17 protein-coding genes are annotated in these 17,791 nt (G+C 63.2%); 2 read left to right on the plus strand and 15 right to left on the minus strand.

What is annotated here, in order from left to right:
• Positions 1-130: 130 nt before the first annotated feature.
• Positions 131-472 (minus strand): hypothetical protein, encoded by a 342-nt coding sequence (locus tag FJW07_RS25225; protein WP_140859189.1) that lies wholly within the window; start codon positions 470-472, stop codon positions 131-133.
• A 160-nt stretch (positions 473-632) separates the two neighbouring features.
• Here FJW07_RS25225 and FJW07_RS25230 point away from each other — a divergent pair, with 160 nt between their 5' ends.
• On the plus strand, positions 633-1,151 hold the full coding sequence (locus tag FJW07_RS25230) for an arsenate reductase ArsC (protein WP_140654823.1): 519 nt from the start codon (positions 633-635) through the stop codon (positions 1,149-1,151).
• 22 nt (positions 1,152-1,173) lie between these two features.
• Here the strand turns inward: FJW07_RS25230 and FJW07_RS25235 are convergent, their stop codons facing one another.
• The 12 genes from FJW07_RS25235 to FJW07_RS25290 form a co-directional block, all read right to left on the minus strand.
• Positions 1,174-1,623, minus strand: a complete 450-nt coding sequence (locus FJW07_RS25235) for a hypothetical protein (RefSeq protein WP_140859190.1) — start codon at positions 1,621-1,623, stop codon at positions 1,174-1,176.
• A 22-nt stretch (positions 1,624-1,645) separates the two neighbouring features.
• Positions 1,646-1,906 carry a DUF2312 domain-containing protein gene (locus FJW07_RS25240; RefSeq protein WP_095767239.1) on the minus strand — a complete coding sequence of 87 codons (261 nt, stop codon included), beginning with the start codon at positions 1,904-1,906 and terminating at the stop codon, positions 1,646-1,648.
• 232 nt (positions 1,907-2,138) lie between these two features.
• On the minus strand, positions 2,139-5,597 hold the full coding sequence (pyc, locus tag FJW07_RS25245) for a pyruvate carboxylase (RefSeq protein ID WP_140859191.1): 3,459 nt from the start codon (positions 5,595-5,597) through the stop codon (positions 2,139-2,141).
• 295 nt (positions 5,598-5,892) lie between these two features.
• Positions 5,893-7,011, minus strand: a complete 1,119-nt coding sequence (locus FJW07_RS25250; protein WP_140646544.1) for a branched-chain amino acid ABC transporter substrate-binding protein — start codon at positions 7,009-7,011, stop codon at positions 5,893-5,895.
• Positions 7,012-7,147: 136 nt separating this feature from the next.
• A complete protein-coding gene (locus tag FJW07_RS25255) occupies positions 7,148-7,495 on the minus strand; it encodes a DUF6867 family protein (RefSeq protein WP_140646543.1) in 348 nt (115 codons plus the stop codon).
• Between the two features lie 17 nt (positions 7,496-7,512).
• Complete coding sequence (locus tag FJW07_RS25260; protein ID WP_140646542.1) at positions 7,513-8,241, minus strand: ABC transporter ATP-binding protein; 729 nt, start codon at positions 8,239-8,241, stop codon at positions 7,513-7,515.
• Entirely contained in the window at positions 8,241-9,650 is a 1,410-nt protein-coding gene (locus tag FJW07_RS25265) for an ATP-binding cassette domain-containing protein (RefSeq protein WP_140859192.1), read from the minus strand. Before FJW07_RS25265 ends, FJW07_RS25260 begins: the two co-directional genes overlap by 1 nt.
• Complete coding sequence (gene livM / locus FJW07_RS25270) at positions 9,650-11,245, minus strand: high-affinity branched-chain amino acid ABC transporter permease LivM (RefSeq protein ID WP_140859193.1); 1,596 nt, start codon at positions 11,243-11,245, stop codon at positions 9,650-9,652. Before livM ends, FJW07_RS25265 begins: the two co-directional genes overlap by 1 nt.
• A gap of 4 nt (positions 11,246-11,249) precedes the next feature.
• Positions 11,250-12,152, minus strand: a complete 903-nt coding sequence (locus tag FJW07_RS25275) for a branched-chain amino acid ABC transporter permease LivH (RefSeq protein WP_140646539.1) — start codon at positions 12,150-12,152, stop codon at positions 11,250-11,252.
• A 611-nt stretch (positions 12,153-12,763) separates the two neighbouring features.
• Positions 12,764-13,765: a 4-hydroxyproline epimerase gene (locus FJW07_RS25280; protein WP_140859194.1), complete on the minus strand. Its 1,002-nt coding sequence runs from the start codon at positions 13,763-13,765 to the stop codon at positions 12,764-12,766.
• Positions 13,766-13,777: 12 nt separating this feature from the next.
• Positions 13,778-15,085 carry an FAD-binding oxidoreductase gene (locus FJW07_RS25285; protein ID WP_181182714.1) on the minus strand — a complete coding sequence of 436 codons (1,308 nt, stop codon included), beginning with the start codon at positions 15,083-15,085 and terminating at the stop codon, positions 13,778-13,780.
• Positions 15,086-15,100: 15 nt separating this feature from the next.
• Positions 15,101-16,036 (minus strand): dihydrodipicolinate synthase family protein, encoded by a 936-nt coding sequence (locus FJW07_RS25290; protein WP_140646537.1) that lies wholly within the window; start codon positions 16,034-16,036, stop codon positions 15,101-15,103.
• A gap of 70 nt (positions 16,037-16,106) precedes the next feature.
• On the opposite strand from FJW07_RS25290, the gene FJW07_RS25295 reads away from it, so the two are divergent.
• On the plus strand, positions 16,107-16,811 hold the full coding sequence (locus FJW07_RS25295) for a GntR family transcriptional regulator (RefSeq protein WP_246680862.1): 705 nt from the start codon (positions 16,107-16,109) through the stop codon (positions 16,809-16,811).
• Positions 16,812-16,839: 28 nt separating this feature from the next.
• On the opposite strand, the gene FJW07_RS25300 is transcribed toward FJW07_RS25295, so the two are convergent.
• Together FJW07_RS25300 and FJW07_RS25305 are read right to left on the minus strand one after the other, a co-directional pair.
• On the minus strand, positions 16,840-17,157 hold the full coding sequence (locus FJW07_RS25300; RefSeq protein WP_140859195.1) for a hypothetical protein: 318 nt from the start codon (positions 17,155-17,157) through the stop codon (positions 16,840-16,842).
• Positions 17,158-17,408: 251 nt separating this feature from the next.
• Entirely contained in the window at positions 17,409-17,711 is a 303-nt protein-coding gene (locus tag FJW07_RS25305) for a hypothetical protein (RefSeq protein WP_140646536.1), read from the minus strand.
• Positions 17,712-17,791 lie beyond the last annotated feature (80 nt).

Below are 17,791 nucleotides of genomic sequence, written 5' to 3' on the forward strand. Positions count from 1 at the left end.
AGATGGGAATCCTGAATATCAACAAACCTTAATGTATGTCGCGCAAAAGTGACCTCGGTTTTGCGACAACGACATGCATCAAGCAACGACCTAAAGCGCGTCGTGTGAATCCGTTTCGACGCGACGCGCTTTAGACGATGGCCGTCGCGATCAGCCAGAGCGCCGAACCCAGCATCATCAGCTGCGCCTTCAAGCCGCCGCTCTTCTCCGCCGTTCTCCAGACGGCGACCGTCAGGAAGATGGTGTATGGAACGGGGAGGAAATGCACCGCCAGTACCAGCCAGAGCGGCAGCTTCAACCCGAGCAGGATCAGCGCCAGCGCCGAAGAGGCGACGCTCAAGATCGTCCCGACAAGCAGCATGTCGCGCCAGAACAGCCGGTCGAGCGGCGCTTCGCCCCTCCAGCGTGAGCGCAAGAAGCCGGCTTTGTGATCGATTAGCGCTGTCACGCCCGTGGAGTCGAAGTCACCCATCAATCAAGCCTCGTTGAGCGGAGCGCCGAAGGTTTCGGCGGGATGATGCTGCGAAATTTGATGCTGATGCCGCAGAATCCGCCGCCAAAACCTGTACGATCACAGACACGTGACCCATATCGTATTCTGTCGTTTTCGCCGCAACACCCAGGAGTTCGGAATGAGCGATCAGGTCTACAACGTTCTCTTTCTCTGCAATGCCAATTCGGCCCGCTCGATCATGGCCGAAGCCATACTTAACAAGCTCGGGGCCGGCCGCTTCAAGGGCTATTCTGCTGGCTCGCGACCGAAAGGCACCGTCCATCCCCATGCGATTCAGTTGTTGGAGAGCATGGGCCACGACACGTCGTTTGCCCGGTCGAAGAGCTGGGACGAATTTTCAGGGCCGGACACACCGGAGATGGACTTCGTCTTCACCCTCTGCGACACCACAGCGAATGAAAGCTGTCCGGTCTGGCCAGGCCATCCGATGACCGCGCTTTGGGCTGTCCCCGATCCCTCCAAGGCCAGTGGCACTGAAGCCGAGCAGCATTTCGCTTTCGCCGAGGCCTATCGCATGGTCGGCAACCGCATCGCGCTGTTCACGAACCTGCCGATAACATCGCTCGATCACCTGGCTCTGCAGCAGCGTCTGGATGAGATCGGCCGCGATGGGCGGCGGCGAGCTGAAGGCGCGTAAGCGCGGCGGTAGGCAGTCAATCTTACGCCAGGCCTTCGTCTCCGAGCACCTCGACAACGGCTTCTTCGAAGCGTGAGCATTCCCTCACCAGCCAGTCGGTCATGGCCGGCCAGTTGTCCTCGGCGTAGCAGTTCACCCGCCACATCGAGTTGATGCCGAGACCTTCACAGCTCTGTTCGGGCCTGAGCTTCAGCCTGGCCTCGATCGCCGGCTGGAACGGTTTCAGCCGTGACCAGGACTCCGTGGCGCCGAACTTCTCATTGCGCCCGAAGAAGACGCCGACATGGTTCTGCGCCGGCGCGACATACATCGAAAGGACCAGGGCGAAGTCCGGCAGCCCGCGCTGCCAGAACCACGGCCCGCGCCGCGCGAGCCTTCCCCTTTCTTCCGGATGCCTCTCCGCGAACAGCGCCCAGAAGCCGCGATGGCGGAACTCCGAGGCGCGACGGCCGCCGAAGTCGAATTCGTTCATGGCCGGTCTCCGGCCATGAGGCTTACGCCATGCCGAGGGCGGCCTTGTAGAGGTCCAGGATCGACTCTTCTTCCTGGCGCTCGGCCTGGTCCTTCTTGCGCAGGCGCACGATCGTGCGGATCGCCTTGGTGTCGAAGCCGGTGCCCTTGGCCTCGGCATAGACATCCTTGATGTCGTCGGAGATCGTCTTCTTTTCTTCCTCGAGCCGCTCGATGCGCTCGATGATGGTGCGCAGCTGGCCGGCGGCTACAGTCTGGCTGGTCTCGGTGATTTCGTCGGCCATTTTTCTCTCCGCGTCTTCTGGTGCCGTGGCGATTCCCGCCACGGCGAATTGGAGCGGGTTCCCTGCCCGAGCGGACGCGGCGGGTCAAGACACTTGTCGAGCGGCTGTGGACGGCTGGGCACATCTTAAGGTGCGCCGATATTCAGGTCAGGCCGAGTCGAAAATGGCGGATACCGAGAAGCGCAGGGAAGCCGCCGTTTGCAGGCCGGCCTCGCCTGAATATCGACACACCTCATTTGAAGGCGATCAAGAGATCCTTCGCATCGATCTGGTCGCCGGCCTTGACCAGCACCTCGGCGATCTCGCCGTCGCGTTCGGCGTGGAGCGCGGTTTCCATCTTCATCGCCTCGATCGACAGCAGCACGTCGCCAGCCTTGACCGCCTGTCCGGCCGCCACGGCAAGCGCCGACACCACACCGGGCATCGGCGCGCCGACATGCCCCTCATTGCCGGGCTCAGCCTTGCGGCGCGCCTTGGCGGCGGAAGCGCCATGCGCCCTGTCGGGCACCTTGACGCGGCGCGGCTGGCCGTTGAGCTCGAAGAACACGGTGACCATGCCCTTGTCGTCGACATCGCCGAACGCCTGGCAACGAACCACCAGAGTCTTGCCCTTCTCGATATCGAGGAAGATCTCGTCTTCCGACTTCATACCGTAGAAATAGGTCGGCGTCGGCAGCACGCTGACAGGCCCGTAGGTCTCCTGCGCCGCGGCGAAATCGGTGAACACCTTGGGGTACATCAGCCACGACGCGAACTCGTATTCCGAGAGCTTGCGGTCGAGCTTGCCCTCGATGTCCTTGCGGCTGGCCTTGAGATCGGCTGCTTTCAGCAGCGAGCCGGGCCGCACAGTGATCGGCTTCTCGCCCTTCAGCGCCTTCTTTTGCAGTGCCGCCGGCCAACCGCCGGGCGACTGGCCGAGATCGCCACGCAGCATCGACACGACCGAATCCGGGAAGGCGATGTCCTTGGCCGGGTTCTCGACATCGGCGACGGTGAGATCCTGGCTGACCATCATCAGCGCCATGTCGCCGACCACCTTGGACGACGGCGTCACCTTGACGATGTCGCCGAACATCAAATTGACGTCGTGATAGGCCTGCGCGACCTCATGCCAGCGCGTCTCCAGCCCAAGCGAGCGCGCCTGTTCCTTGAGGTTGGTGAACTGGCCGCCCGGCATTTCGTGCAGGTAGACTTCCGAGGCAGGTCCCTTGAGATCGCTCTCGAAGGCGGCGTACTGGTTGCGCACCGCTTCCCAGTAGAAGGAGATGCGGCGGATCCACTGCGGATCGAGACCGGGATCGCGCTCGGTGCCCTTCAGCGCCTCCACGATCGAGCCGAGGCAGGGCTGCGAAGTGTTGCCGGAGAAGGAATCCATCGCCGCGTCGATGGCGTCGGCACCGCTCTCCACCGCCGCCAGCACCGTCGCCGCCGAGAGGCCTGACGTATCGTGCGTGTGGAAATGGATCGGCAGGTCGGTCGCCTCGCGCAGCGCCTTGAACAGCACGCGCGCCGCGGCCGGCTTCAGCAGGCCGGCCATGTCCTTGACGGCAATGATATGCGCGCCGGCGGCCTCCAGTTCCTTGGCCAGCCCGACATAGTATTTGAGGTCGTATTTGGCGCGCGCCGGATCGAGGATGTCGCCGGTGTAGCATATCGCCGCTTCGACCAGCTTGCCCTCGGCGCCGACCGCGTCCATGGCGACCCGCATGTTCTCCACCCAGTTCAGGCAGTCGAAGACGCGGAACAGATCGACGCCGCCGCTCGCCGCCTGGCGGACGAAATGCTGGACGACATTGTCGGGATAGTTGGTGTAGCCGACGCCGTTGGCGCCGCGCAGAAGCATCTGCAGCAGAAGGTTCGGCGCCGCCTCGCGCACCTTGCTCAGCCGCTCCCACGGGTCCTCGGTGAGGAAGCGCATGGCGACGTCGAAGGTGGCGCCGCCCCAGCATTCCAGCGAAAGCAGCTGCGGCAACGCCCGCGCGTAAGTGCCGGCGATGCCGACGATGTCATGCGTTCGCATGCGCGTGGCAAGCAGCGACTGGTGGCCGTCGCGCATCGTCGTGTCGGTGACCAGCACCTGTCGCTGCTCTCGCATCCAGGCCGCGAATTTCTCCGGGCCGAGCGCATCGAGCCTCTGCTTGCTGCCATCCGGGACGTGACCGTTGAGATAGGGAACCACTGGCGCGGCCGCATTCGCCTTCGGCATCGGCCGGCCGCGCGTCTCGGGATGGCCGTTGACGCTGACATCGGCCAGGTAGTTGAGCAGCTTGGTGGCGCGGTCCTGCCGCTTCACCTGCTCGAACAGTTCCGGCGTCGTGTCGATGAACCTGGTCGTGTAGGAATTGTCGGCGAAGCGCGGGTGGTTGATGATCGCTTCGAGGAAGGTGAGGTTGGTCGCGACGCCGCGGATGCGGAACTCGCGCAGCGCCCGGTTCATGCGCGAAATCGCCTCGCCGGGCGTCGGCGCCCAGGCCGTCACCTTTTCGAGCAGCGGATCGTAGAAGCGGGTGATGACCGCGCCCGAATAGGCGGTGCCGCCGTCGAGCCGGATGCCGAAGCCGGCCGCTTCGCGATAGGCGGTGATGCGGCCATAGTCCGGGATGAAGTTGTGCTCCGGATCCTCGGTGGTGATGCGGCACTGCAGCGCGTGGCCGTTCAGCCTGATGTCCTTCTGCGCCGGCACGCCCGATTGCTTCGTACCGATGGCGAAGCCGTCGAGGATATGGATCTGCGCCTTGACGATGTCGATGCCGGTCACCTGCTCGGTGACGGTGTGCTCGACCTGGATGCGCGGATTGACCTCGATGAAATAGAACTTGCCGGTGTCGGCGTCCTGCAGGAACTCGACCGTGCCGGCGCCGATATAGCTGGTCTCGCGCGCAATCTTCAGCGCATAGCCGCAAAGCTCCTGGCGCAGCTCTTCGCTGAGATAAGGCGCCGGCGCGCGCTCCACGACCTTCTGGTTGCGGCGCTGGATCGAGCAGTCGCGCTCGAACAGGTGCACTGCATTGCCGTGGGTGTCGCCCAGCACCTGAACCTCGACATGGCGGGCGCGCTCGATCAGCTTTTCGAGATAGACCTCGTCCTTACCGAAGGCCGCCTTGGCCTCGCGCTTGCCTTCCATGACCTCGCGCGCGAGGTCGGCCTCGGCGCGGATGGCGCGCATGCCGCGGCCGCCGCCGCCCCACGAGGCCTTCAGCATCACCGGATAGCCGATCGTCGCGGCGAGCTTCTTGACCTCGTCCATGTCGTCGGGCAGCGGATCGGTTGCCGGCACGACCGGCACGCCGACCTCGATCGCCAGGTTGCGCGCGGCGACCTTGTTGCCCAGCCGGCGCATCGTTTCCGGCTTCGGGCCGATGAAGGTGACGCCGGCCTCGGCGCAGGCCTCGGCGAATTCCGGGCTTTCCGACAGCAGGCCGTAACCGGGGTGGATGGCGTCGGCGCCCGACAGCCTGGCGACCCGGATCACCTCCTCGATCGACAGGTAGCTTTCGATCGGCCCCATGTCCTTGGCCAGATGCGGTCCGCGCCCGACCTGGTAGCTCTCGTCGGCCTTGAAGCGATGCAGCGAATATTTGTCCTCCTCCGCCCAGATCGCCACGGTTTTGAGGCCGAGCTCGTTGGCCGCGCGGAACACGCGGATGGCGATTTCGGACCGGTTGGCGACGAGGATCTTCGTGATGGCCAAGGACTGGGCTCCAGCAGCGTAAGGGAAGATGAACCGGCGCAATGATTAGCGTGAAAATGCTGCAGTGCAAACAAATTTGAGCGACACCTAAAACGATTTAAGTCGCTTGTTTGCGTCAAACTGTCATTGCCGTTCTTCGAATACCGTAAGCGGGCGGCCGACGGGCATTCCCGAGCGCGCGGCGCGGAGCTTTCCGGTCGGCCCCACCCGCAAGCGAAAATGCCCGGCGCGAGCGCCGGGCATTTCCGAAACGTAGGCCAAAGCAGATCTCACGACCTGCTTTAGGTTTGCCGGCTTATTTCTCGAAGTAGCTGTACTTGCCGTCGTCGCCCTTCTTCCATTCATAGATGACATAGTCAGGACGGGTGATGTCGCCCTTGGCGTCGTAGCCGATGTCACCGATAGCGGTTTTCCAGGTGTTGGCCCTGATCGTCTCCGCAACCTTCTGCGCGTCGTCGGCCGAGCCGGTCTTGGCGATGGCCTGGGCGATGATCTGCACCGCGGCATAGGAGTAGAGCGTGTAGGCTTCCGGTTCGAAGCCGTTGGCGCGGAACTTCTCGACCACTTCCTTGGCGGCCGGATTCTTGCGCGGATCCGGAGCGAAGGTGTTGAGCGTGCCGGCAACGGCGTCGCCCGCGATCGAAGCCAGTTCGTTGGAGACGATGCCGTCGCCCGAGAACAGCGGCGCCTTCAGGCCCTGATCGGCCGACTGACGAATGATCAGACCGGCTTCGGTGTGCAGGCCGCCCCAATAGATGAGCGTGACGCCGTTTTCCTTCATCTTGGCGATGAGGGCGGAGAAGTCCTTGTCGCCGACATTCACGCCTTCGTACAACACTTCCGTGATGCCGTTGGCGTTGAGGTTCTTCTTGGTCTCGTCGGCGAGGCCCTGGCCATAAGGCGTCTTGTCGTGGATGATGGCGATCTTGGCATCCTTGAAGTTCTTGGCGATGTAGTCGCCGGCCACCTTGCCCTGCTGGTCGTCACGACCGCAGGTGCGGAAGGTGTTCCACATGCCGCGCTCGGTGAACTTCGGGTTGGTCGCGGCCGGCGTGATCTCGAGGATGCCGTTTTCCTGGTAGACTTCCGAGGCCGGGATCGAGACGCCGGAGTTGAAATGGCCGTCGACGAACTTGACGCCGTCGGCGACGAACTTGTTGGCGACCGAGATGCCCTGCTTGGGATCGGAGACGTCGTCGCCGATCTCGAGCTTGAGCTGCTGGCCATTGACGCCGCCCGCCGCGTTGATGTCGGCGATCGCCTGTTCCGCGCCCTTTTGCAGCTGTGCGCCGAACGCGGCGTTCGGGCCGGTGATCGGACCGGCGACGCCGATCAGGATGTCAGCGGCCCACGCGCTGCCGCTGAACGCGACGAACGCGGTCAGCGCAACGGCGGACAAGAGTGATTTTTTCATTGAAACGCTCCCATTTACGGAGTGGGCGTGGATGATACTTTCATGCGATGCCCACCCTTATCGCAGAAAGCATAGAATGCCGATTTTCAGGCACTTGTCACGCCGATTCATGCCGGAAACGGCGTAATGGTGAACGTCAACCTTTCGGTTTCCAGCTTAATAAGGAAGCTCTTTCGTAGAGCCAGTTATACTGTGTGACCATTTGGTTGGTGCGCGTGTATTGATAGCCGAGGAAGCCCAATATCATCAGCACGATGGTATCGATGATATAGTAATGCAGTGAGAACATCGTGCCGTCGAACAAGGCGTGATGGATGAACCTGATGCCGATGCCGAGACCGAGCATGTAGAAGAACAGCTGAACGTAGGTGCTCCAAGTCTGAGCGGCGGCCTTGCCGGTCATCCATGCCGCCCAGCCGCCAAGCAGGCAGGTGACGAACAGGAACTGCCAGATCGAGGCTTCTTCGTAGATAATGCCTTGCATGATTGATGTCCTCGATCTCAGTGATGTCCGCCTTCGAGATAGGCGGCGCGCACTTCCGGATTGGCGAGCAGTTCCTTGCCGGTGCCGCTCATCGTCACATTGCCGTTGACCATGACATAGCCTCGCGTGGCGAGTTTGAGCGCCCCAAAGGCGTTCTGCTCGACCAGGAACACGGTCAACCCTTGCGTCTTGTTGAGTTCGCGGATGGCATCGAAGATCTGCTTGACGATCAGCGGCGCGAGACCAAGCGACGGCTCGTCGAGCAGAAGCAGTTTAGGCCGCGCCATCAGGGCGCGCCCGATCGACAACATCTGCTGCTCGCCGCCCGACAGCGTGCCGCCACGCTGGCCGATGCGTTCCTTCAGCCGAGGGAACAGCGTGAACACCTTCTCGACGTCCTCGTCATAATGTTTGAGGTTGTCGAGGCTGGCGCCCATCTGCAGGTTTTCCATCACCGTCATGCGCGGGAAGATGCGGCGTCCTTCCGGCGACTGGGCGATACGCAGGCGTGCGATCTCATGCGTCGGCATCTTGGTGATGTTCGTGCCGGCGAAGGTGATGGTGCCGGTGCGGGCGCGCGGCGCGCCGAAGATGGTCATCATCAGCGTCGACTTGCCGGCGCCGTTGGCACCGATCAGCGCCACGATCTCACCCTGGTTGACGCTGACATCGACGCCGTTCAGCGCGCGGATGTTGCCGTAGTAGGTCTCGACACCCTTGATGTCGAGCAGCGTTGTGCCGGCCATTATTTACGCCCTCCACGCGTCGCGGGCTTGGCCGCCACTTCCTTCGCCAGCGTCTTCGCCTGGCCGATCCAGTCTTCGCGGGCAATACGCCCGTCAAAGGCGAGATAGGCCTCCGCCGCCTCGATGTCGGCCTTCTTCCAGGCCGCTATCTGGTCGAAATGGAAGATTCCGTGCTCGTTCAGCTTGCGCTCGTTGACCGGACCGATGCCCTTGATGCGGATCAGACTGTCTGCCTTACCGCCACGCGGCGCGTCGAGGCGATTGGAGATGCCGCCGGCTTTCGCGGCCGGGGCCTTTGCGGCTGCCTTTTTCGCCGGCGCTTTTGCGGCCGGCTTCTTCGCCGCCGGCTTCGTCGCTGCCGAAGCCGCGATCGGCTTGCTGGCGATCGCCGCGGCGCGCGCATCGACCTGCGCCGCTTTCGAGGCGCCCTTCGACACCGTGACCCGCTCGCCCTCGTCGGCGTGTTCGACGCTGTCGGAAACCGGCCCCGCCATCATCGAAGCGGAATTTCCCGGCCCATGCGCCGCATCCGGCCCGGTGTCGAGTTGCTCGATGACGTCCTCGTCGCCGACTTCGGTCAGCACGGTCTCGACCTCCTCGTCGTCGACGCCGAGATAGGCGGCGATGACGCGCGGATCGGTGCGCACCGACTGCGGATTGCCGTCGGAGATCTTGCGGCCGTATTCGAGCACGACGACATGGTCGGAGATCTGCATCACCACAGACATGTCGTGCTCGATGAGCAGGATCGACGTGCCGGTGCTCTTGATGCCCATCAACAGCTCGTTGAGCGCCGCCGATTCCTTCGGATTGAGGCCGGCGGCCGGTTCGTCCAGGCACAGAAGCTCCGGCCCCGTGCACATGGCGCGCGCGATTTCCAGGCGCCGCTGCGCGCCATAGGGCAGGTCGCCGGCGGGATCGTCGGCGCGACCGACAAGATCGGCCTTCTCCAGCCAGTGCCTGGCGAGCTCGATCGACTCGGCCGAGGCCTGGCGATAGCTCGGAAAGCCGAAGAGGCCAAGAAGCGTGTAGCCCGAAGCCTTCATCAGCTTGTTGTGCTGCGCGACCAGAAGGTTCTCCAGCAGCGTCATGCCCGAGAACAGGCGGATGTTCTGGAAAGTGCGCGCCACCTTGGCGCGCGCCGGGATCTCGTGGTTGGGCAGGCGCTCGAGCAGATAGGTCGAGCCGTCGTTCCGGTTCAGCGTGATCATGCCCTCAGACGGCTTGTAGAAGCCGGTGATGCAGTTGAACACCGTGGTCTTGCCGGCGCCGTTCGGGCCGATCAGCGCGGTGATCTCGCCGCGCCTGGCCTGGAACGACAGGTCGCCGATGGCGACCAGGCCGCCGAACTTCATCGACAGATGCTCGACCTGCAGGATGAAGTCTTTCGAGGAAGGAGTCGCGTTCATCAGCCGTGCCCCTCCTTGGTGAAGGAGCTTGAAACCGCTCTTCGCTCCTTCAGGAAGGCTGTCGGTTCTCGGCTGCCAACGAAGCCCCGCGGCTTCCATAGCATGACGATGACCATGGCCATGCCGAACAGAAGCATGCGGTAGAGTTCAGGCGTGAAATCGGGACCGAAGACCCGCTTCAGGAAGTCGAGTTCTCGCAACGCTTCAGTGCCGCCGATCATCACCAGTGCCGCTACGGCGATGCCGACCAGCGAACCCATGCCACCGAGCACGACGATGGCAAGGACTATCGCCGATTCCAGGAAGACGAAGGATTCGGGGCTGACGAAACCTTGCCGTGCGGCGAAGAACGAGCCGGCGAAGCCGCCGAACATGGCGCCGGTGGCGAACGCCGTCAGCTTGGTGGTGGTGGTGTTGATGCCGAGCGAGCGGCAGGCGATCTCGTCCTCGCGTAGCGCTTCCCACGCCCTGCCGACCGGCAACCGGCGCAGCCTGATGGTAACGAAGGCGGTCAAAAGACAGAGTCCGAGGATCAGGTAGTAAAGGAAGATCTTGTAATAGGCGCTCGATGTGGCGATGTGCAGCACCTTGGCGATGTAGTTCGGATCAGAGACGTTGAACGACATCAGGCCGAAGAAGGAGACCTTGGGAATGCCGGATATGCCGGCCGAGCCGTTGGTCACCTCGCGCCAGTTGATCAGGACGAGGCGGATGATCTCGCCGAAGGCCAGCGTCACGATCGCCAGATAATCGCCCCGAAGCCTGAGCACCGGGAAGCCGAGCATGACGCCCCAGAAGGCGGCCATGCAGCCGGCGGCCGGAAGCAGGATCCAGAACGACAGGCCGAAATGCGTGCCGAGCAGCGCGTAGGCGTATGCGCCGACAGCGTAGAAAGCGACATAACCGAGATCGAGCAGGCCAGCGAGGCCGATGACGATGTTCAGCCCCCAGGCCAGCATCACATAGATCAGGATCTGTATTCCGAAATTGTCGACCCACTTCAGAGAACCCTGAAAGCCTCCCGCCATCGATCCTGTCATCAGCGCAAGCACCAGCACGACGACGATCGGATAGAGCGCCAGCGCGCTGATGCCCAACGCCGAGAAGTGGGCGTGGATGAAGGCCCGGAAATAATACATTACCCAGGCGATGGCATAGATGATCGCCAGCGCCCGCACGAAGCGTGCGTAGCCGGCAAGGTCGGGTCCGAGCAGCCCGTCAAGCGAGCCGGCCAGCACAAACAGCAAGGCTGCGACAACGACCGCTGCCATGAAGTAAGGCGTCCTGAAGAAGCGTGCCGCTATGGTGTCGGGCAGCAGGCCTGTGTCGATGTCGGCGATCTTCAGGCTGGCCACGAAGGGCTGGCCATAGGCGATATACAGGAAGCGGCCCACGGCAGTGGCGATGACCACAATGGCCAGCAGGCCCCAGCGCTGCACCAGGATCAGTTCGTTGCTGATGTTCTGGTCTGTCCTGAGACCGATGAACAGCACGAACAGGCCAAGCGAGATGGCGCCTGCATAGAGCGCTTCGCGAAAAGCGCGCTGGACTGGAGTAGCGACGGTGTCGCGCTCCGAAGACACGGTAACGGCCATGAGATCAGACCTTTTCGACTTCAGGCCGGCCGAGGATGCCGGAGGGCAGGAAGATGAGCACGATCGCCAGGATCGAGAAGGCGGCGACGTCCTTGTAGTCGATCGAGAAATAAGCCGACCACATGCTCTCGATGAAGCCGATGAGCAGTCCGCCGAGCACCGCGCCAGGCAGCGAGCCGATGCCGCCCAGCACGGCCGCCGTAAAGGCCTTCACGCCCGGCACGAAGCCGTCCGAGAACACCACGACGCCGTAATACATCAGGAACAGCGTGCCGGCGACGGCGGCAAGGGCGGCGCCCATGATGAAGGTGATGGAGATGGTGCGGTCGACGTCGATGCCGAGCAGCGCCGCCATCTTGCGATCCTGCTCGCAGGCGCGTTGCGCCCGCCCGAGCGCCGTCCTGTTGACGAGGTACCAGAAGATCACCAGCAGCGCGGCGGTGACCAGCACGATGATGATCTGTTTCAGCGAGATGCTGATGCCGTCGATCGTGTAAACCTGCGACACCATCGGCGGGATCGGCTTGTTGCGCGGGCCTTGCGTGACCTGCACGAAATTGGACAGCGCGATCGACATGCCGATGGCGGTGATCAGCGGCGCCAGCCGGAACGATCCGCGCAGCGGCCGATAGGCCACTTTTTCGATCGTCCAGTTGTAGAGACTGGTGAGCAGCATCGCCACGATCATCATGATCAGAAGCGCCACCACGACCGGCACCGAATAGAACAATGCGCCAAGGATCAGGAAGACAATGAGCGCGGTGAAGGCGCCGACCATGAAGATGTCGCCATGGGCGAAATTGATCATGCCGATGATGCCATAGACCATCGTATAGCCGATCGCGATCAGGCCATAGATCGATCCCAACGTCAGCCCATTGATAAGCTGCTGGACGAAGTACTGCATATTTATGCGGCTCCCCTGGAATGTCGCCTTTCAGGACGCATTCCTTTTCGTATTTCCCCTAGTCGTAAAGTTTCGAGCCCGGATTGCAACGTGATTTTTCAATCGCTCTGCGTGGTTTGGAAGCACGCCGTCCGATTGCCCGTTTTTTTCGCGCCCGACCCCTGGACTATCGCGGACCGTAGCATTGGCACAACGCAATGTCTTTGACGATTCAACCTTATGATGGGCCTCATGTCGAAGAAATCGGCGTCAAAATAAGTTGATGAGAAGAATTCTTGCAAGAACCGAGGCGCTGCTTTTTGGACCGCCGCGCCTTCCGTTGGGTGAGGTTTGCGTCATCTGTGACGGCCATGTGACGGCGAGACCCCTTCGGCGGAAGGCGTCTCGCCGAAATAGAAAAGCCTTGAAGCGACGTCTCAGCAAGCAGAGCCTCCCTCTCCATTGAGACTGTGCTTTTCGGCCCCCCTCGGGCGACGATCGATGACGACAAGCGCTATTTTCTGACGACGTCGGCTCGGCCTCAGCGGCCGAAGTCAATTCGCCGACTGGTTCCGCGATCAGGTGTCGGCGAAAGCGGAAAGCGAAGCCAAAGCGCATGCCGGCTGATCGTATCAGGTGACGACGAAGCCGTGCGCGAACGGATCGCGGTCGTCGATGAAGATCGTGTTCAGCCCGGTCATGCGGGCCCAGCCGCCGATCGAGGGGATGATCGCCGGCTTGCCGGCGACGCTGACCTCTTTTTCGACCCTGCCCTTGAACAGCGAGCCGATGATGGATTCGTGGACAAAACCATCGCCGGGCTTGAGCCTGCCCTTGGCATGGAGCTGCGCCATGCGTGCCGAGGTGCCGGTGCCGCAAGGGCTGCGGTCGATCGCCTTGTCGCCATAGAACACGGCGTTGCGGGCGTCGGCCTCGGCATGCTTCGGCTTGCCGGTCCACAGCATGTGCGACAGCCGGTTGATGCCGGGATTCTCCGGATGCACGAAGGAGTATTTCTCGTTGAGGCGCTGCCGCACCACCGGGCTCCAGGCGATGAGGTCGCCCGCCGAATAGTCGGCCATGTCCCGGTAATTCTGCTGCGGCTCGACGATGGCGTAGAAATTGCCGCCATAGGCGACATCGACGCTGATCTCGCCGAGCACCGGGCATTCGACGGTCAGGCCTTCGGCATAGAGGAAGGACGGCACGTTGGTGATGCGCACCTCCTCGACATATTCGCCGACCTGCTTGTATTCGGCGATGACAAGGCCGGCCGGCGTGTCGAGCCTCAGCACGCCCGGCGTCTTCGGCTTCACCAGCCCATGCTCGATCGCCATCGTCACCGTGCCGATGGTGCCGTGGCCGCACATCGGCAGGCAACCCGAGGTCTCGATGAACAGGATGGCGATGTCGCAGTCCTCGCGCGTCGGCGGATAGAGGATCGAGCCCGACATCACGTCATGGCCGCGCGGCTCGAACATCAGCCCGGTGCGGATCCAGTCATATTCGGCGAGGAAATGCGCCCGCCGCTCCATCATCGTCGAGCCCTCGAGCAATGGCCCGCCGCCGGCGACCAGCCGCACCGGATTGCCGCAGGTGTGGCCGTCGATGCAGAAGAAGGATTTCTTGGCCATCATATTCTCTTTTCAGAAACGCTCTGGACGGAATGGGGTGAGATCGAGCGGCGGAGTCTGCCCGACAACGAGATCGCGGATCAAGCGGCCGGTCGCCGCCGACTGGGTCAGGCCGAGATGGCCGTGCCCGAAGGCATAAAAGACATTCGGCGCGCGCGCCGCGCCGATCACCGGCAAGGAGTCCGGCAGCGACGGGCGATAACCCATCCACTCGCGTCCGCCCGACGGGTCGAGCCCGGGCAGGAAACGCTTCGCCTTCTCCAGCATTGCCTTCGACCGCGCGAAGTTGGGCGGCCGCTCGATGCCGCCGAGCTCGACCGCGCCGCCGACGCGCAGGCCGGTCTCCAGCGGCGTGATGACGAAGCCATGTCCGGAAAAGATCAGCTGCCGCTTCACGTCGAAGGCGGACACCGGCAGCGTCGTGTTGTAGCCGCGCTCGGTTTCGAGCGGGATGCGGTCGCCGATATTCCTTGCCAGGAGATGCGACCAGGCGCCCGCGGCGATCAGGAGTTTCTTTGCCCCCCGCCTGGTGCCGTCGGCCAGGACGATCGTGGCGCCGTTTGCGTCCGCTTCCACGCGTTCGATACGCGCATGCTCGAAACGGGCGCCGAGCCTTTCCGCATAGGCCCAGACCGCCTTGCCGAGCAGCTTGGGGTCGGCAATCGTTTTCCAGCCTGGCACGAAGGTGCCCTTGACGAAGCGCGGCGCCAGACCTGGCTGGAGCGCCGCCATTTCTTCGCCCTCGACATGGCGAAAGCCGATGCCGAAACGCCCGCGCTCGGCCCAGCCGGGCAGCGAGGCACGGAACTCCGACTCGCTCTCATAGAATTCCAGCGAACCATCCTCGCGCAGCATCGGCCGCGTGCCGGAGCGGTCGAGCAGTCCCATCCATTCGGCTTCGGCGAGCTTCATCATACCGACCTGCGCCGCCAGGCTCGCTTCGTAGTGCTTGGCGGCGCCCGCGCGCCAGAAGCGGATCAGCCAGGGCAGCAGCTTGGGCAGATAGGCCGGCGGGATGGCCAAAGGTCCAAGCGGGTCGGCGAGCCATTTCGGCAATTGCCGGATCATGCCCTTATGCGCCAGCGGCAGCACGTCGGAGAAGGCGAAAGCGGCGGCGTTGCCGGAGCTCGTCTCCTCGCAGATGCCGGTACGATCGAAGACGGTAACGCCGCGACCCGCTTCAGACAGCAGGGTCGCGGCGCAGATACCGACGATGCCGCCACCGATGATGGCGATGTCTTCCCCTTCTCCCCGTTCACGGGGAGAAGGTGCCCGAAGGGCGGATGAGGGGCGGCGCCCCTCCTCGGAATTTTTCTGCACGTGAAGGCTGTTCCCTTATTCGGCCGCCACCAGCTTTTCCGTCGATCGAGGAGAGTTCTGGAACGACGGCAGCTTCGGCCGCACCGCCAGCGCATCCCGGACGATCTTCTCGACCGCCTTGCGGCGTTCGCCCGACAGCGGCTGGCGCGGCATGCGCACACGGTCATTGGTACCGATCGCCAGCACTTCGGCAAGCTTGATGTTTTGGACCAGATAGGTGGAGACATCGAGGTCGAGCAAGGGCCGGAACCAGCGGTAGATCGCCAGCGCTTCCTCGCGGCGGCCCTCTCTCATCAGTTGGTAGATCGCTACCGTCTCGCGCGGGAAGGCGGTGACGAGGCCGGCGACCCAGCCGATGGCGCCGACCGACAGCGCCTCGAAGGCGAGATTGTCGACACCGGTGAAGAGGTCGTAGCGGTCGCCGAACCGGTTGATGATCTCGGTCGAGCGGCGGATGTCGTCGGACGATTCCTTGATGGCGACGAAACGCTTGTCCGACGCCAGCTCCTCCATCAGCTCGACGGTCACGTCGACGCGATAAGCGAGCCGGTTGGAATAGATCATCACCGGCAGGTCGCCGGCTTCCGCAACTGCACGAAGGGCGGCGACCGTCTCTTGCGGGTCGGTGTGGTAGATCGGACTCGGCACCACCATCAGCCCATCGGCGCCTTCCTTGGCGGCGCGCTTGGCGATAACAGCCGCCTCGCGCGTGCCGGGCTCGTTGACGGTCAAAAGCACCGGCTTCTTGCCGGCGACTTTCTGCGCCGTCTTCAGCACTTCGATCTTTTCGTCCGGCGACAGCATCGGCCCTTCGCCGAGCGAACCGCACACGATGATGCCGTCGCAGCCGGCCTCCATCTGCAGTCCGTAGCAGCGCTCCATCTCGGCATGGTCGAGCCGGTCGTCGGCGGTGAATTTGGTCGTGACGGCGGGGAAAACTCCGGTCCACATGATTTGCTACTCCGATTGATATATCAGTCGTATATCTATTAAGGGCTGGCTCGTCAATGCTGAATCCATTATGATATATGAAAAATATATCAGGAGCCTGCCATTGATCTCCCCACTGATATCCGCTGACACGAACGCGGCCTTCGAGCCGGCGGCGACCAAGGCCTACCGCGCGCTGGAGCACATGATCGTCACGCTCGAGCTGGCGCCGTCGAGCTTCGTCACCGAAGGCGCGCTGATCGAGCGGCTGGGTCTCGGACGCACCCCCGTGCGCGAGGCGATCCAGAGGCTCGCCTGGGAAGGCCTGCTGGATATCAGGCCTCGCGCGGGCATCGCGGTCGCGCCGCTTCACGCCGGCGACTGGCTGCGGGTGCTGGATGCGCGGCGCGGCATCGAGGTGGTGCTCGCTCGCTCGGCCGCCCGCTTCGTCACGCGCGAGGCCGCCGACCTGTTCCACGAGGCGGCCCTGGCCATGCAGAAGGCGGTGATCTCCGGCAACGTGCTTGCCTTCATCCAGGCCGACAAGGCGCTCGACGAGGCGCTGGCAATCGCCGCCGACAACCCTTTCGCGGCGCGCGTGGCCGCCCCCTTGCAGACGCACAGCCGCCGCTTCTGGTATCGCTATAAGGCCGACACCGGGCTGGCCGAATCGGCCGAGCACCACGTGGCGCTGATCCGGTCCATCCTCGACGGCGACGAGGAAGGCGCCGCCAAGGACGCCAAGAAACTGATGGCGCTGCTGCGCGGTCATGCCGAGGTGGCCGCCACGCGCTGAGCGCGGTCAGCGCCTGCCCGAGGCGTCCTCAGCCGCCGGGTTGCCCGACCGCGGTAGCCTGCGTGTCTTCCCATCCGTCGCCCGCCGCCAGGATGCAACTCTGGCCTTTGACGTCGGTCATCAGGATTGTCCAGGTTCCGCTTGCCGAGACGTACACTTCGAAGATGGCGGCTTGACCGGCCACGCCATAGCCCAGTTGCTTCTCCTCGAATGCTTCCGCCAGCCTCGCGACCAGATAGTCATGGCCGCCGCAGATGACTTGCGCCCGCGCCGGGATAGCCGATAGCGCCATCAGGGCGCCAACGACTGCAAGCTTAACCCATCGAAACGAAAAATCGCGTGCCATTGGGCACCTCCTTCGCCTTCGCATTCCGGCAAGGGAGGCACATTCGGCCGCCTCAGTGTGCCGGAAGGCTCCAGGCCGGATTCGACGTTTTCATCACGTCACTCCTTCTGGTTTCCGGTCTGTCCCAGGGAGATCATGACTCCCTGAATTCGATATGGTGAAGCTCCGCTCCGTAAACAAGCGGGGGGGGCGCTGACAGCGCCTGAGCCGCCCGCAACCAACCCGGGAGCGGACACTCTACGGCGAATTTCTCATGCGCCTGGCATGGCTGCCGCGATCGTAGGGCTGTCCCAGCCCTCGCCCACGGAAAGGATGCAGCTTTGCCCCTTGGTGTCGGAGGCAAGCACGGTCCAGCTGCCCTGATCCGACACGAAGATCTCGAGCACGACGTTAGGATTGATCAGACCGCGCCCGGCCTCGCTTTCGTGGAACTTGTCGCCGAGCGCCTTGATGATGTCGGCGCGCGGAGCGCATTGCGCCGCCGCGTTCGCCGACGCCGATCCACCGGTGACCACCGCCGCCGCCAGCATTGTCGCCATAAGAAATCGTGTCATCTGACACCTCCTCGCGCCAGACGCGAACCCCGGCTGCCACCGGCGCTGTTTGATTTGCCTGCACGCATGGCAGGAATACA

Origin of the sequence: Mesorhizobium sp. B3-1-9 (assembly GCF_006439595.1) — a bacterium.
In the GTDB taxonomy this organism is placed as follows: domain Bacteria; phylum Pseudomonadota; class Alphaproteobacteria; order Rhizobiales; family Rhizobiaceae; genus Mesorhizobium.

Bases quoted from the DNA above. Each gene is read 5' to 3' on its own strand.
- FJW07_RS25225 (WP_140859189.1), bottom strand. From the start codon at position 472: ATGGGTGACTTCGACTCCACGGGCGTGACAGCGCTAATCGATCACAAA.
- FJW07_RS25230 (WP_140654823.1), top strand. From the start codon at position 633: ATGAGCGATCAGGTCTACAACGTTCTCTTTCTCTGCAATGCCAATTCG.
- FJW07_RS25235 (WP_140859190.1), bottom strand. From the start codon at position 1,623: ATGAACGAATTCGACTTCGGCGGCCGTCGCGCCTCGGAGTTCCGCCAT.
- FJW07_RS25240 (WP_095767239.1), bottom strand. From the start codon at position 1,906: ATGGCCGACGAAATCACCGAGACCAGCCAGACTGTAGCCGCCGGCCAG.
- FJW07_RS25250 (WP_140646544.1), bottom strand. From the start codon at position 7,011: ATGAAAAAATCACTCTTGTCCGCCGTTGCGCTGACCGCGTTCGTCGCG.
- FJW07_RS25255 (WP_140646543.1), bottom strand. From the start codon at position 7,495: ATGCAAGGCATTATCTACGAAGAAGCCTCGATCTGGCAGTTCCTGTTC.
- FJW07_RS25260 (WP_140646542.1), bottom strand. From the start codon at position 8,241: ATGGCCGGCACAACGCTGCTCGACATCAAGGGTGTCGAGACCTACTAC.
- FJW07_RS25265 (WP_140859192.1), bottom strand. From the start codon at position 9,650: ATGAACGCGACTCCTTCCTCGAAAGACTTCATCCTGCAGGTCGAGCAT.
- livM (WP_140859193.1), bottom strand. From the start codon at position 11,245: ATGGCCGTTACCGTGTCTTCGGAGCGCGACACCGTCGCTACTCCAGTC.
- FJW07_RS25275 (WP_140646539.1), bottom strand. From the start codon at position 12,152: ATGCAGTACTTCGTCCAGCAGCTTATCAATGGGCTGACGTTGGGATCG.
- FJW07_RS25280 (WP_140859194.1), bottom strand. From the start codon at position 13,765: ATGGCCAAGAAATCCTTCTTCTGCATCGACGGCCACACCTGCGGCAAT.
- FJW07_RS25290 (WP_140646537.1), bottom strand. From the start codon at position 16,036: ATGTGGACCGGAGTTTTCCCCGCCGTCACGACCAAATTCACCGCCGAC.
- FJW07_RS25295 (WP_246680862.1), top strand. From the start codon at position 16,107: ATGATATATGAAAAATATATCAGGAGCCTGCCATTGATCTCCCCACTG.
- FJW07_RS25300 (WP_140859195.1), bottom strand. From the start codon at position 17,157: ATGGCACGCGATTTTTCGTTTCGATGGGTTAAGCTTGCAGTCGTTGGC.
- FJW07_RS25305 (WP_140646536.1), bottom strand. From the start codon at position 17,711: ATGACACGATTTCTTATGGCGACAATGCTGGCGGCGGCGGTGGTCACC.